Below are 14,355 nucleotides of genomic sequence, written 5' to 3'. Positions count from 1 at the left end.
CGAAGCCAATAAAAAAATAGAAGCGGGCTCCTATCGATAATGGATAAGGGCCCGCTTTTATGGTGTATTTCTGAAAAAATTCGTTGGCACTGTGCGTCATTTTACTGTATCAACTCCAACCACCAAAGAGAGTGATTAGAGCGACAACTGCAACGGCAAGTGCAAAGACGATGCTTGACCACAGACTGACCAGCAAAAAGGAAGAAGTTGCCTCATTTCCTTGTTTCTTTGTGTTGTCTAGCGTTTGTTTGGTTGCCCAAAGTTGCCAAACAGCCAAAACTAAAAATGCTGCACCAATAAATTTGGTAAACATAAACCCATCTCCTCGTCACCGATTATAGTCCTTTAATCTCCCGTTGCAAGGAACGGGGGTTGATTGGAAGAGGGAGAAAAAAACTTCTGCTAAAAAATCTTTGAGATTTTTTGACAGAAGTTTTTTGTTTAGATTTTTTCTTTTCGTTCTTTTAATCGAGTCTTGCGGGTTTTTCCAATCACTAATGGAATGGTTTCATATTTTACTTCACTGTACTCAAGTCCAAACCATTTTTGGGGACTGATGGCATGGCTTTTAATGAATAATTTTGCCTGCATGATCTGCCGTTCCCAGTGGTCCAGCACTGTGTTGTTGGATAATTCTTCTTGAATCAGCACAAATTGGAAATCACCCACTTCACGACCTGGGGTCAGGGAGTAACGTTGGGGTTGTTTTGGTAAGCGTCCATCTTTCATTAAATCATGGATAATCTGGCGGATATAGACGTTGACTTCCTGTTTGCTACGAAAGCCTAGGAAAAATTTGACCTTCACGATAAAATCAGTTCCCATTGTATCAACTTCAAATTCTTGAGTAAAGGGTTCATCCGTGACTTCCACGTTGACGAACCAATAGACATTGGCACGTTTTGGTTGCTTATCTAAAATTGAATAGACAAATTGTCGACCCACCATGTCTCCTTCAATACGTGGCACTAAAAAGACGACATTCGTTTGATAAATCGGGATACTATTGTCATCCTTTAATGCCGCAAGCTGCGGAAGATACTCTTTTAAATCGACCTCTTCGGCAACTTTTTCTTGAATGATATTTCCTCGTTCCCAAATCGTCATTAAGACCAAAATGACAAGGGCGATGGCAACTGCGACAAAACCACCACGGAAAAATTTTGCCACGCTGGATAGGAAGAAAATCGATTCAATCAAACCGAAAAATAATGTCGTTAGTAGTGACAAGATGCGGGAACGACCACTTTGAACCAAATAGAAATACAAAAGAATTGTCGTCATCAGCATGGTCACAGTAATTGAAAGTCCGTAGGCTGCCTCCATATGAGAAGAGGTGCGGAAGGTCAAAACAATCAAGGAACAGGCAATCCACAAAATTAAATTGACCGCTGGAATGTACATTTGACCGATTGATTTTCCGGGATACATGATTTTCAATCGTGGCAATAATTTTAATTTGATGGCTTCAGATACCAAGGTAAAGGAGCCGGAAAGCAGCGCTTGAGAAGCAATGACCGCAGCCAATGTAGCAAAAATTACGCCGAAAACCATCCAGCCGGCAGGCAAGATTTGGAAAAAAGGATTCAGATGTTCGATTGCCTGCATTTCAGGATTTTGATATGCCTTCATCAACCAAGCCGCTTGACCAAAATAATTCAGAACCAGACAAATTTTTACGTAAGGCCAACTGATGCGAATATTTTTTTTGCCGACATGGCCCATATCAGAGTACAACGCCTCTGCTCCGGTAGTTGCCAGAAAAATATTTCCAAGAATAAACAACCCTAATTTATTTTCAGGACTGGTTAACAAACGTAGTGCATAAATCGGATTTAGTGCCCGAATGACTGAAAGATCTCCGCTGAAATTGATAATTCCTACCAATCCTAGAAACGTGAACCATAAAAACATGATGGGACCAAACGCTTTTCCTACAAAGTCGGTACCAAAGCGTTGAATCGCAAACAAAACAAGAATGATGACCAAGGTGATGATTACGATGATATTTTGATCCATACCAAAGCGATCGACAAAGCTTGGAATCCCACGCAAACCTTCGATAGCTGTTGTCACGGTCACAGCAGGTGTCAATACTCCGTCAGCCAAAAGCGCCGCGCCACCGATCATGGCTGGAACAATGATGTATTTACCGCTTTTTCGTACCAATGTGTAAAGAGAGAAGATCCCACCTTCCCCATGATTATCCGCATTTAGCGCAATCAAGACATATTTAATCGTTGTCAGCAGTGTAAGAGTCCAAAAGATCAGTGAAACTGCCCCCAAAATAAAATCAGGATTAATGCTTTTCAAGCCGCCGTTTTCTTCCACGATGGCCTTCATTACATATAACGGACTCGTCCCAATATCCCCATAAACCACGCCCATTGCTACCAAAAGGCCAGCAAAGGATGCTTTGTTCATTTTTTTTGTCATCCCGACATCTCCTTATTCGTATGAATGTATGAATTTTTCTTAGCAGAAAAATTCATTTGATTCTCATACCGTATATCATTCCACTAGAGTACTTGGAAAAAGTGGAACTGACATCCTTATTCGTATGAATGTATGAATTTTTCTTAGCAGAAAATTTCATTTGATTCTCATGCCGTATATCATTCCACTAGAGCACTTGGAAAAAGTGGAACTGACATCCTTGTTCGTATGAATGTATGAATTTTTCTTAGCAGAAAAATTCATTTGATTCTCACGCCGTATATCATTCCACTAGAGTACTTGGAAAAAGTGGAACTGACATCCTTATTCGTATGAATGTATGAATTTTTCTTAGCAGAAAAATCCATTTGATTCTCATGCCGTATATCATTCCACTAGAGCACTTGTAAAAAGTGGAACTGACATCCTTATTCGTATGAATGTATGAATTTGTTCTTAGCAGAAAAATTCATTTGATTTCACGCCGTATCCACCTTCCACTAGACAACGTGGAGAAGGTGAAAATAAATTTTAACCTTCCTATTGGTTCATTTGTTTTCAATAAATAGCAGAAAATTGACGAGAAGTGGCGTCTCTCAATACAGCCCATTATCGGAAATTGTGGTAGGGATGTCAATCATTTCTTACTTAAAAAAATAAAGGGCAAAAAAAATGAGAATTGTGACAAAATTCACTAGTTTTTTCGAAATAGGGATTGCTTTTTTTTTCAAATATCGTAAAGTAAAAAAAGCACGGATAAAGGAGAGAGATGAACAAATGCACACACCAGAAGAAATTATGGAATTGAGTATTCAGTACGGACAGAAAAAAATTCACAAGCCATTGCGGGCAAAGCTGATTTTAGGATTTATCGGGGGCGCAATGATTTCCTTGGGGTACTTGGCATATATTCGCGTTTCCGCATCAATTCCTGAAAGTTTAGGCAGTTTAACAAGTTTAGTTGGCGCTTCGGTATTTCCAATTGGGTTGTTGGTGATACTTCTTGGCGGTGGGGAACTGATTACGGGGAATATGATGGCAGTTGCAATCGCTTTTATGGATAAAAAAATTCGGTTGGCGGATTTATTGAAAAATTGGCTGATCATCACCTTTGCGAATGTCATTGGCGGAATTTTTGTTGCTTATTTCTTTGGACATGTCGTGGCACTGACGCATTCTGGTCCCTATTTAGAACAATTAATTGATCTTGCTCACCACAAAATCAATGTCACAACGATTCAAGCAATCGGCTCAGGAATTGGCTGTAACTGGTTTGTCGGCTTGGCTTTATGGTTGTCTTATGGTGCCAAAGATGCTGCTGGAAAAGTATTGACGATTTGGTTTCCAGTAATGATTTTTGTTGCGATCGGCTTTCAGCATAGTGTCGCAAACTGTTTTGTGATTCCGGCTGCAATCTTTGAAGGTCATGCAACATGGATGGATTTCATCCGTAATTTTATTCCAGTTTATCTTGGAAACATCATTGGCGGTTCAATTTTTGTTTCGGCATTTTATTATTTAAGCTACAAGCACTAATTCAAAAACGCTGCACCAATTACCGGTGCAGCGTTATTTTTTAGACAGTGATAAAAAGCGGCTCATAGCCAAGATGAGTGAGCATTTTTTCGAAATCATGAAACTGGATCATCAATGTCGTGGTATTGATATTTGGATGAAACCCCACTGTATCTTCTCGGTCGATCTCACGGTCAATTACGACGGTGATGCGATGTTCGTGATCATGGGGCAAGGCTAACGGGGTGACCGTACCTGCCGGAATTTTCAATAAATTGAAGAGATCTGACTCTGAAAGAAATGACAGACGTTTTTCAGATAATTCTTCTGCAATCAATGCCAGATTTGCTTGTTTTTCATCTGGCAAAATGACCAGATAGACTCCTTTACCCTTTTTTGCTTTCAGCACAAGATTTTTGACTTGCGGTCCGGGAAGCTCAAAGGGAACATTTTTAACTGAGGTGATTGCCGGATGATCCACCCGAAGATAGTTGATAGATAGCTGATTCAACAAATCATAAGCTTCTTTTTCAGTAGCAGTCATACACATTCCTCCAAAAAAAAAATTAAAAACAGTTGACATTTTGGTTAAATACAGGTAAATTGTTAACAACTTAATAATACGACATCGAAAAGAAGAGTAGCAAGTAAATTTGTTTTTAGAGAGTCTCTGGTTGGTGAAAAGAGATAACAGTTCCTGCGAAACACATCTTGGAGTCGAATTTCTGAAAAGAGTAGGAATTTCCGGGTTGGCCCGTTATAGCCGCAGTCATTGTTGGATGACTAGTTGAGATCAATCGCTGCGAAGCGTTGATAAAAAAAGGTGGAACCGCGTAATTTACGTCCTTTAGTCTTATGACTAAAGGATTTTTTATTTTTATGGGTTCAAAACTAGTGATGCAGTGACTGCAGGAGCTTCTCTTTGCGAAAAGAGAAGGAACTGAGGTGGAACCACGTAGTGAACGTCCTCTGGCACAATGCCAGAGGACTTTTTTTATTTTCGAATGTAGGAAAAACGCAAAATTTTGGAGGGAAAATCATGGAGTATTTAATTTCAGTTATGCCGCAAATTTTAAATGGAGCAGGAATCACCATTAAATTATTTGCTTTTACACTTTTAGGAGCCATTCCGATCGGGATCATTCTCGCATTTGTTTTAGCGAGTCATTTGCAGCCGTTCAAATTTATCGTACAACTTTATGTCTGGTTGATGCGGGGAACCCCTCTTTTGTTGCAACTAATTTTTGTTTTTTACGGGTTGCCATTAGTGGGAATCGTTTTTGATCGATTCGATGCAGCAGTGTTGGCTTTCGTTATCAACTATGCCGCTTACTTTGCAGAAATTTTCCGTGGGGGAATTCAGTCGATTGCGAAAGGGCAATACGAAGCCGCACAGGTTTTACGCTTGAGCAAAGGACAAACCATTACCAAAATCATCATTCCACAAGTAGTAAAGATCACGTTTCCTTCAGTAGGAAATGAAATTATTAATTTGGTCAAAGACACTTCCTTGGTTTATATTCTTGGCTTATCCGATGTCATGCGTTTGGGAAAAATCGCAATGGAACGAGATTCCACGTTACTGCCTTTAGTAGGTGTTGGTTTGGTTTACTTAGTAATGACCGGAGTATTTACCGTATTATTGAAAACAATTGAGAATAAAATGGATTACTACCGTTAGTCGGTCAGGATGTTAGGAGGAAAATCATGTTAGAGCTTAAAAATATTTCAAAGGCATTTGGCAATAAAAAAGTGATTGAACAATTAAATTTGACGATTCCCGATGGCAGTATCCTCGCAATCGTCGGACCTTCCGGCGGTGGAAAAACGACATTGCTGCGAACATTAGCCGGTTTGGAAACGGTAGATAATGGGGAGTTTTTATTGGATGGCAAAGCATTTGACCCGACAGCTTTGAACGAACAGGAGCAAGTTGTCGGCGTCGTTTTTCAAGATTTTCAATTATTTCCCCATTTGAGTGTCGTTGAAAATATCACGTTGGCACCAAAAATGGTTTTAAAGGAAAGCAAAGAAGCATACACCGAAAAAGCGCGGCATTTAGCAAAACAGTTAGGATTGGAAGAATTATTGGAACAATATCCTTTTCAACTTTCCGGCGGTCAAAAGCAACGGGTAGCCATCGCACGAGCAATGGCGATGAACCCTAAAGTATTGGCTTACGATGAACCCACCAGTGCCTTAGATCCTGAACTGCGGCAACAGGTGGAACGATTGATTTTAGATTTGAAAAAACAAGGTGTGACACAAATCGTGGTAACCCATGATTTGACGTTTGCGGAAAATATCGCAGACAATTTATTGCAAGTAAACCCAAATACAAAGGAGGAAACAAAATGAAAAAAATGAGTAAAGCAGCAAGCTGGTTGGTTGTCGGGTTAAGTCTGTTGAGTTTGGCAGCCTGTGGGAAAGGCAAAGAAGAAGCCAAAGATACCTCAAAAGAAGTTATTGTGGGGTTGGATGATACCTTTGTACCAATGGGATTTAAAGATGAGGATGGGGAATTAGTCGGTTTTGATATTGATTTGGCAAAAGCCGTTTTTGAAGCAGAAGATATGAAGGTCACTTTTCAACCAATCGATTGGTCGATGAAAGAAACCGAATTATCCAATGGCACTATTGATCTCATTTGGAACGGTTACAGTAAAACAGCCGAACGAGAAAAGAAAGTACTATTTTCTGATCCGTATATGGAAAATGACCAAGTACTGGTCACTCCAAAGAAAAGCAACATCACAACTTTTGACGGAATGAAAGACAAAACTTTAGGTGCACAGGAAGGTTCTTCCGGTTATAGCTTGTTTACAGATCAACCAGAAGTCTTGAAAGATTTGGTGAAAGACAACGATGCAGTCCTTTATGCAAGCTTTAATGAAGCCTTCATCGATTTGGAAACTGGACGAATTGATGGCTTGTTGATTGATAAAGTCTATGCAAATTATTACCTGACACAAAAGGACCAATTAGAAGACTACACCATCACAGAAGGACCATTTGAAAGCGAAGATTTTGCAGTCGGTATGCGTAAGGATGACAAAAAACTTGCAGATAAAGTCAACGAAGGGCTCAAGGAATTACAGGAAAATGGCGAATTTGCCAAAATTTCTGAAAAATGGTTTGGAGAAGATGTTTCGGTGAAGTGAGCAATAGGAATAGACAGGAGGCAGTGAAAGCTGTCTTCTTTTTTCTTCTTATTGAATAGTGTCTGCATTTCAAACGGCTCAAATCAAAAAACAAAACTTTTGTTCGCCTCTTTTTTTTTGTATAATGGGAAGTGATGAAATGAGGGATCGGTGAAATGGCACAAAAGAAACGCCAGAAAAAAAGAAAAACGAAAAAGCAAATGCAGCAGCAGGAAAAGTTGATTATGATTTTACTAGGTCTGGTCTTTGTTCTGTTGGCTGGCTTTGGTTTATTTAAATTAGGATTTTTAGGGACATTGGTCGCAAACGGGTTTCGGTTGATTGGTGGCAATACGTATCCATTGTTATGCCTTGCGTTGGCAGGGTATGGGGTATGGTTGATGTTGCGAACGACGGAAGCAAAGATTACGAATTATCGGCGCTTTTTTGGGGGAGTGGTTTTTTATTTGGGCATTTTGCTTCTTTTACATGCCCATCTATTCAGTAAATTACAAAGCAGTGACCCAAATATTTTTCAAACGACTTGGCAGGCATTGCTCAGTGACTTGCGAATCAATCAAGTAAGCCAAAATGTTGGCGGTGGACTGGTTGGGGCTCTTTTATATCAAGGTAGCTATTTTTTGGTCTCGCAAGTGGGAAGCTATCTGATTGCAGTGATTTTACTAGCGGTCGGCGGGTTCTTATTCAGTATGATGAGCGGTCATCAAGTTATTGATGGCTTGCAAGGGTTAAGCGACCGGTTGCAACAGCTTTTAGCAGAGGACCCGGAGAAAAAAGCTCAACGAGAAGAGAAAAAAGCGGCTAAGAAAGCAGAAAAAGAAGCCAAAATTGCGGCAGAGCGGGAAAAAGTTCTCGCTGAAATGAAAGAAAACGAAAAAAATCAAGTCCGTCCATTGGCGGAGGAGCCGGAAGAAAGTGAACCACTTGCTGAACCGGAGCAATTAAGTTTTGTTCCCATCGACAGCTTTCAGCAAAATATTCCGGCAGAAACGAAAGCAGAAACAAAAGCAGAGCCGACAACTGAAGTTCCGGAAGATGACGGAGAAGATTTGGATTTTGAAATTTCTGAAGAGGCAGAAGATCAGGATTATGAGTTGCCGACAGCAGTCTTGTTGGATACAATCCCTGCCACTGATCAAAGTGATGAATATTCAAAAATCGAACGCAATATCGGTGTGTTGGAAACAACCTTCAAAAGTTTTGGCGTGGATGCCAAAGTTGTCAAAGCCAGCTTGGGCCCAGCCGTAACAAAATTTGAAGTACAACCGGCTGTCGGGGTAAAAGTCAGCAAAATTGTCAGTTTAACAGATGATATCGCATTAGCACTGGCGGCAAAAGATGTGCGGATGGAAGCGCCAATTCCCGGAAAATCATTGATTGGGATTGAAGTACCAAACAGTACTGTCAGCACGGTTTCCTTTAGAGAAGTTATTGATGCTCAACCGCTACATCCAGATAAATTGTTGGAAGTTCCATTGGGTAGGGATATTTCCGGGCGAGTACAAACAGCCGATCTGACGAAAATGCCTCACTTGCTGATTGCCGGATCAACTGGGAGCGGGAAGTCAGTCGCAATCAACGGAATTATCACCAGTATTTTGATGCAGGCAAAACCCCATGAAGTGAAATTGATGATGATCGACCCTAAAATGGTGGAACTGAATGTTTACAATGGCATCCCCCATTTATTGACTCCGGTTGTGACGAATCCTCGGAAAGCGGCACAAGCATTGCAAAAAGTCGTAAAAGAAATGGAAGAACGTTACGAAAAATTTGCAGCTACGGGCGTCCGAAACATTACTGGATACAATGAATTGGTCATTGAAAAAAATCTTGAAGATGGCGAAAATCGTCCAATTCTACCTTTTATTGTTGTCATCGTTGATGAATTGGCAGATTTGATGATGGTTGCCAGCAATGAAGTGGAAGATGCAATTATTCGTTTGGCACAAATGGCACGGGCGGCGGGTATCCACATGATTTTAGCAACGCAACGTCCAAGTGTCGACGTTATTACGGGAATCATCAAAGCCAATGTTCCCTCGCGAATCGCTTTTGCTGTTTCCAGCGGTGTTGATTCTCGAACGATTATCGACAGCAACGGTGCGGAAAAATTACTTGGTCGTGGAGACATGCTGTATCTGCCGATGGGAGAAAATAAACCGATTCGGGTACAGGGCGCCTTTATTTCTGATCACGAGGTGGAACGAGTGGTTGAATTCATCACCAATCAGCAAGGGGCAAACTATGAAGAAAAAATGATGATTACGGAAGAATCAGCCGGTCCAAATCAACAACCTCAAGATGAACTCTACAATCAGGCAAAAGCTCTAGTAGTGGATATGCAGACTGCCAGCGTTTCTTTGCTGCAACGACGCTTTCGAGTGGGCTACAACCGTGCAGCTCGGTTGGTGGATGAATTAGAAGCTCATGGTGTGGTTGGTCCTTCAGAAGGTAGTAAACCTCGAAAAGTTTTGCTTGAACCAGAACTGGAAGAAAGTACCGATCCTTTGGAACCACAGTAAATCGCAAATACTGCAAGACGTTGTCAAAAATGGCAACGTCTTTTTTTCAGACGAAAGTCGGATGTTTTTAATGAAAAGACAGGATAGGATAAGAGAAGCAGACATTTTAAGTCACTATAAAAGGATATAACAAAATTGTTAGACCGTTGTTATCTGGATGAATGGTCAGTAGTTAATCTTTTCGGTAGACTAGAGTCAAATAAGGAATAGGAGCGACGATATGTTACAAGTAAAAAATCTGAGAAAAGTTTATGGCACCTCCATAAAATATGAAGCATTAAAAGGAATTGACTTAACGGTTGAAGATGGCGAATTCGTAGGAATCATGGGACCCTCCGGATCGGGAAAATCCACCTTATTGAACCTGTTGGCAACAATCGATAATCCAACTTCTGGAAGTATTGAATTGAACGGCAAGAATCCCCATGAGATGAATCAAGAGCAAATTGCAAAATTTCGCCGAAAAGAGTTGGGCTTTGTTTTCCAAAATTTCAATTTGATGCCGACGTTAACCGTAGAAGAAAACATTGTGCTGCCTTTAACATTAGATGGTGAAAAGGTTGCGGTAATGCAGCGGGCTGCGCAAGAAGTCGCACAGCGTTTAGGAATTTCTGATTTATTGAAAAAACGAATCCCGGAAATTTCTGGCGGACAACAACAGCGGGTCGCCGTCGCACGGGCGATGATTCATCGACCTAATCTAGTTTTAGCCGATGAACCAACGGGAAATCTTGATACAAAATCTTCAAAAGATGTGATGCGTTTGCTGCGACAATTAAATGAAAAAGAAAAAGCAACGATTTTGATGGTGACCCATGATCCATTGGCAGCCAGCTATTGCAAGCGAATCATTTTCATCAAGGATGGCGGACTCGTACGAGAAATTCGCAACGACGATCAGCAGAAGAATTTTTATGACCGCATCATTGCCGACCTGGCCCATGTGGAGGAGGTCGAAAATGAATTTTAATCAATTTGTCTTTCGCAATACGATTCGCAACAAGCATTTATATTTGGCCTATTTTTTAAGTACCACTGTATCGGTGATGGTCTTCTTTGCTTTTACTGCCTTGGCAAATCATCCCGCCATTGTTAACGGTTCGTTAGACAAACGGGCAGACATGGGGATGTTGACGGCGGCCATCATTATCTATCTTTTTGCTTTTCTCTTTGTTTTCTACTCGATGGATGTGTTCATTCAGTCTCGGAAAAAAGAGTTTGGTCTGATGATGATTCAAGGGATGAGTCCCAAGCAGTTGAAGAACATGATCTTTATTGAGAATTTAGTGATTGGTTTTTTTGCCACGATTTTTGGAAGTCTTATTGGAATCGGCTTTACCCAACTTATTATTTTATTGGCAAATAAAATGATGCATCTGGATTTTAGTTTATATTTTCCAACGCAGTCGATTTTAATTACCGTTGCGGCATTTGCCCTTTTGTTCGTTGTGATCTCTTTCTTGATTCGGACACGCTTGCCAAAAATGAGCGTGCAAGAGCTGTTACAGGCGGGAGATTTGGGCAAAGGTGTGATCAAATTTTCAAAAATTAAAGCGATTCTTGGTCTTCTACTGATTGGAATCGGTTATGCCGTAGCCTTGTTGGTACCGGGTGTCGGAGTAATCATGGCGACATTGCCGGTTGTGGCAGTGGTTATTGTGGGAACCAGTCTCTTTTTCAATCAAGCCAGTGTCATGATTATTGAAGGATTAAAGAAGAACACGAAATTATTTTGGAAGAAAACCAATATGATTGTCTTTTCTGACTTGTCTTTTCGGATGAAAGATAATGCCCGCTCTTTTATTTTAGTTGCCGTGATCTCAACAGTAGCCTTTGCTGCAATTGGCACACTCTATGGGGTAGAAAAGATTTTGTTGGGCGCTATTGAAGAGCAGCCCTATGAATTGGAAGTAATGGACAAAGCCCCAGTAGTACAAAAACAAGCCGAAAAAATTGACACTCTACTTTCTGAGAAAAAAATCACCGCTGATAAAGTGGAAACCACGATTTATTCGATGGATGACAAACAGTTTTTAACGGAGACGGATTACAATAAATTAGCAACGTTGCTGGATGAAGAGACCATTTCTGTAAAAAAAGCAGTTTCTCTCACACCGGCAAGTCAACAAGCGCAAATGGATGCTCAAACAACCACAGCGAAAACGGTGACGATCGGCACGCAAAAGCTGCAAGTTGAGAGAAAAGAGAAAACCAATTTGGTGGCGACCTATCTCCCAACGTATGTCGTACCAGATGGAACAAACTTTAGTAAAATGGAAGAAACAAAACGGATCGTTTGGCAACCGAAAAACACCTCCCGTGAAGCTCTGATCAAGTTCGGAGAAGCGTTGACAAAGGAATCGGAAACTTATGTGATGGCAAAAACCTATATCGTACAAACCGTGATCGATTCCTACGCACCTATTTTGTTTGTGGGCGTGTTTATCGGAGTGATTTTCTTCATTTCTGCCGGCAGCTTTTTGTATTTCCGACTATATAGTGATTTAGCAAAAGATACCGAAAAATTTGCGATGATTTATAAAATCGGTTTGACGAAAAAAGAATTAAAGAAGATGATCAGCCAACAGGTGGGAATTTTGTTCTTTACGCCGATTATTGTGTCGGTTATTCATGGCGGTGTGGCTCTGACTGCGATGTACCACATTTTTAATATGGGGATGCAAAAAGAAGGACTGATGGTCTTAGGACTGTTTGTCGCCATTCAGCTGATTTATTATCTGTTTGCCCGTCATTTTTACTTTAAAAAAGTTTATGCAAGTGTCCAACACTAAGAAAACTCCTTTGAGCCGTATTTTATTGGTTCAAAGGAGTTTTTGTCGTTTTCGACCGGTTGCAATCACTGAGGGAATCGGGTATAGTATGTAGCGAAGTTCGTGAAATGAGGGACAATTTGTGAATAAACCATCAATCTATGGTCTGACAAAAGAAGAAGTGATCCAATGGCTGGAGGAAAATCAAGAAAAGAAATTCCGCGGCAATCAGTTATGGGAATGGCTCTATGAAAAACGCGTGATGGATTTCTCAGAAATGACGAATCTTTCTAAAGATTTGATTCAAAAACTGACGGATAATTTTGTCATTAATCCATTAAATCAAACCATCGTTCAAGAAGCAAAAGACGGGACTGTCAAATACCTTTTTGAATTGCAAGACAAACACATGATCGAAACCGTGTTGATGCGACAAGAATACGGGATGTCTGTTTGTGTGACCACACAAGTTGGCTGCAATATCGGCTGTACGTTTTGTGCCAGTGGTCTGCTGAAAAAGCAACGAGATTTAACTGCTGGTGAAATCGTGGCGCAAGTCATGATGGTACAGCATTATTTTGATTTACAGGAATCAGAAAATCGAGTTTCTCATGTTGTTGTGATGGGAATCGGAGAACCTTTTGACAATTACGACAACGTAATGAAGTTCCTGCACATCATCAATGATGCGAAAGGCTTAGCAATCGGTGCACGGCATATCACAGTTTCTACCAGCGGTTTAGCACCAAAAATCAAAGAATTTGCTGAAAACGGGTTGCAGGTCAACTTGGCGATTTCACTTCATGCACCAAACAATGAAGTGCGGACTTCTATGATGCGGATCAATCGTAGTTTTCCAATTGAAAAATTGATGGAAGCCGTTGATTTCTATTTGGCAAAAACCAATCGTCGAATCACCTTTGAATACATCATGTTGCAAAATGTGAACGACCGACCAGATCACGCCCAACAATTAGCAAACTTGCTAAGAGACAAGAAAAAACTGGTTTACGTCAATCTGATTCCGTATAATCCAGTCAGTGAGCACGATCAGTATTCCCGCAGTAAAAAAGCGGACGTGCTGAAGTTTTATGACATTCTTAAAAAGAATGGAATCAACTGTGTTATTCGTAAGGAACATGGGACAGACATCGATGCTGCCTGCGGACAATTACGCAGCAAACAAATGAAAAAAGAAGCTGCTGTATAACCCAAAGTCAATCTGAGCAATCCGCCCCTTTTCATGGGGTGGGATTGTTTTTTTGTGCCTGCTGTTTTTTCAAAAAGCAAATCAGTAACATTTTTTTTGAATGACTGGTAGAATCGATAAGAACGGGAGGCGATTGCTTTGATTATTACAGAATTTGATCGAGAAGATGTGGTCATGCGGGATCAGTTGGCGGACCTGTTGAAAAAAACTTGGCCGGAGGAATATAGGGAGGAATCGCAGATTAACGCCTTGTTAGCAGAAGAACGTTTGGCAGTCGCGGCGCTGGAAGAGGATATGTTGATTGGATTTATCGGCGCAATTCCACAATACGATCATACAGGATGGGAGCTGCATCCGTTAGTCGTTGGAGATGCCTATCGTCGACGAAAAATCGGTATGCGTTTGGTGGATTTCTTAGAAAAAGAAGTTGCTTCTCATGGTGGTATCACCATGTATCTGGGGACAGATGATGAAAATCATGCCACTTCATTGAGTGAGCTGGATTTGTATCAAGATACGTTTCAAGCCCTCAGTCAAATCAAAAATTTAAAAAATCATCCCTTTGAATTTTATGAAAAACAAGGCTATCAGATTGTGGGTGTTATCCCAGATGCCAATGGCTGGAACAAACCAGATATTTTAATGGCAAAACGAATTGCCGAACCGGAAAATGAAAATTCTCCCTCATAAAATCAAGGAAATGAAATTTGAAAAGAAATAGAACTGTTTCTTATCTG

12 protein-coding genes and 1 other annotated feature are annotated in these 14,355 nt (G+C 40.6%); of the genes, 9 read left to right on the top strand and 3 right to left on the bottom strand.

From position 1 onward, the window contains the following. Positions 1–109 precede the first annotated feature (109 nt). Both FFM66_RS08545 and FFM66_RS08540 read right to left on the bottom strand, forming a co-directional pair. Positions 110–313 (bottom strand): hypothetical protein, encoded by a 204-nt coding sequence (locus FFM66_RS08545; protein ID WP_137605633.1) that lies wholly within the window; start codon positions 311–313, stop codon positions 110–112. A gap of 128 nt (positions 314–441) precedes the next feature. Further along, the gene (locus tag FFM66_RS08540; protein ID WP_137605632.1) at positions 442–2,436 is read right to left on the bottom strand and encodes a KUP/HAK/KT family potassium transporter; all 1,995 of its coding nucleotides are present in this window, start codon (positions 2,434–2,436) and stop codon (positions 442–444) included. Between the two features lie 777 nt (positions 2,437–3,213). Here FFM66_RS08540 and FFM66_RS08535 point away from each other — a divergent pair. Beyond that, positions 3,214–3,972 carry a formate/nitrite transporter family protein gene (locus FFM66_RS08535; RefSeq protein WP_137605631.1) on the top strand — a complete coding sequence of 253 codons (759 nt, stop codon included), beginning with the start codon at positions 3,214–3,216 and terminating at the stop codon, positions 3,970–3,972. A gap of 40 nt (positions 3,973–4,012) precedes the next feature. Here FFM66_RS08535 and FFM66_RS08530 read toward each other — a convergent pair whose 3' ends face one another. After that, complete coding sequence (locus tag FFM66_RS08530) at positions 4,013–4,495, bottom strand: YbaK/EbsC family protein (RefSeq protein WP_137605630.1); 483 nt, start codon at positions 4,493–4,495, stop codon at positions 4,013–4,015. 75 nt (positions 4,496–4,570) lie between these two features. Then, positions 4,571–4,802 (top strand) — a binding site (T-box leader). Between the two features lie 188 nt (positions 4,803–4,990). Here FFM66_RS08530 and FFM66_RS08525 point away from each other — a divergent pair. From FFM66_RS08525 to FFM66_RS08490, 8 genes are all read left to right on the top strand, one after another. Then, positions 4,991–5,632: an amino acid ABC transporter permease gene (locus tag FFM66_RS08525; protein WP_048604181.1), complete on the top strand. Its 642-nt coding sequence runs from the start codon at positions 4,991–4,993 to the stop codon at positions 5,630–5,632. A 26-nt stretch (positions 5,633–5,658) separates the two neighbouring features. Beyond that, positions 5,659–6,309, top strand: a complete 651-nt coding sequence (locus FFM66_RS08520; protein WP_137605629.1) for an amino acid ABC transporter ATP-binding protein — start codon at positions 5,659–5,661, stop codon at positions 6,307–6,309. A gap of 5 nt (positions 6,310–6,314) precedes the next feature. Then, complete coding sequence (locus FFM66_RS08515) at positions 6,315–7,112, top strand: amino acid ABC transporter substrate-binding protein (RefSeq protein ID WP_371851518.1); 798 nt, start codon at positions 6,315–6,317, stop codon at positions 7,110–7,112. Positions 7,113–7,267: 155 nt separating this feature from the next. Next, a complete protein-coding gene (locus tag FFM66_RS08510) occupies positions 7,268–9,637 on the top strand; it encodes an FtsK/SpoIIIE family DNA translocase (RefSeq protein WP_137605627.1) in 2,370 nt (789 codons plus the stop codon). 220 nt (positions 9,638–9,857) lie between these two features. Beyond that, positions 9,858–10,607: an ABC transporter ATP-binding protein gene (locus FFM66_RS08505; RefSeq protein WP_048603864.1), complete on the top strand. Its 750-nt coding sequence runs from the start codon at positions 9,858–9,860 to the stop codon at positions 10,605–10,607. Next, the gene (locus FFM66_RS08500) at positions 10,597–12,429 is read left to right on the top strand and encodes an ABC transporter permease (RefSeq protein WP_137605626.1); all 1,833 of its coding nucleotides are present in this window, start codon (positions 10,597–10,599) and stop codon (positions 12,427–12,429) included. The genes FFM66_RS08505 and FFM66_RS08500 overlap by 11 nt, the downstream gene beginning before the upstream one ends. A gap of 121 nt (positions 12,430–12,550) precedes the next feature. Continuing rightward, the gene (gene rlmN / locus FFM66_RS08495; RefSeq protein ID WP_137605625.1) at positions 12,551–13,618 is read left to right on the top strand and encodes a dual-specificity RNA methyltransferase RlmN; all 1,068 of its coding nucleotides are present in this window, start codon (positions 12,551–12,553) and stop codon (positions 13,616–13,618) included. Between the two features lie 138 nt (positions 13,619–13,756). Next, positions 13,757–14,308 (top strand): aminoglycoside 6'-N-acetyltransferase, encoded by a 552-nt coding sequence (locus FFM66_RS08490; RefSeq protein ID WP_048603867.1) that lies wholly within the window; start codon positions 13,757–13,759, stop codon positions 14,306–14,308. Positions 14,309–14,355: the final 47 nt, after the last annotated feature.

The organism is Enterococcus songbeiensis, assembly GCF_005405265.1.
In the GTDB taxonomy this organism is placed as follows: domain Bacteria; phylum Bacillota; class Bacilli; order Lactobacillales; family Enterococcaceae; genus Enterococcus_C; species Enterococcus_C songbeiensis.
The sequence above is the reverse complement of the archived record's forward strand: the minus strand, read 5'-3'. Positions and strand labels throughout refer to the sequence as shown.

Coding starts and splice junctions, on each gene's coding strand:
- FFM66_RS08545 (WP_137605633.1), bottom strand. CDS start 313: ATGTTTACCAAATTTATTGGTGCAGCATTTTTAGTTTTGGCTGTTTGG.
- FFM66_RS08540 (WP_137605632.1), bottom strand. CDS start 2,436: ATGACAAAAAAAATGAACAAAGCATCCTTTGCTGGCCTTTTGGTAGCA.
- FFM66_RS08535 (WP_137605631.1), top strand. CDS start 3,214: ATGCACACACCAGAAGAAATTATGGAATTGAGTATTCAGTACGGACAG.
- FFM66_RS08530 (WP_137605630.1), bottom strand. CDS start 4,495: ATGACTGCTACTGAAAAAGAAGCTTATGATTTGTTGAATCAGCTATCT.
- FFM66_RS08525 (WP_048604181.1), top strand. CDS start 4,991: ATGGAGTATTTAATTTCAGTTATGCCGCAAATTTTAAATGGAGCAGGA.
- FFM66_RS08520 (WP_137605629.1), top strand. CDS start 5,659: ATGTTAGAGCTTAAAAATATTTCAAAGGCATTTGGCAATAAAAAAGTG.
- FFM66_RS08515 (WP_371851518.1), top strand. CDS start 6,315: ATGAGTAAAGCAGCAAGCTGGTTGGTTGTCGGGTTAAGTCTGTTGAGT.
- FFM66_RS08510 (WP_137605627.1), top strand. CDS start 7,268: ATGGCACAAAAGAAACGCCAGAAAAAAAGAAAAACGAAAAAGCAAATG.
- FFM66_RS08505 (WP_048603864.1), top strand. CDS start 9,858: ATGTTACAAGTAAAAAATCTGAGAAAAGTTTATGGCACCTCCATAAAA.
- FFM66_RS08500 (WP_137605626.1), top strand. CDS start 10,597: ATGAATTTTAATCAATTTGTCTTTCGCAATACGATTCGCAACAAGCAT.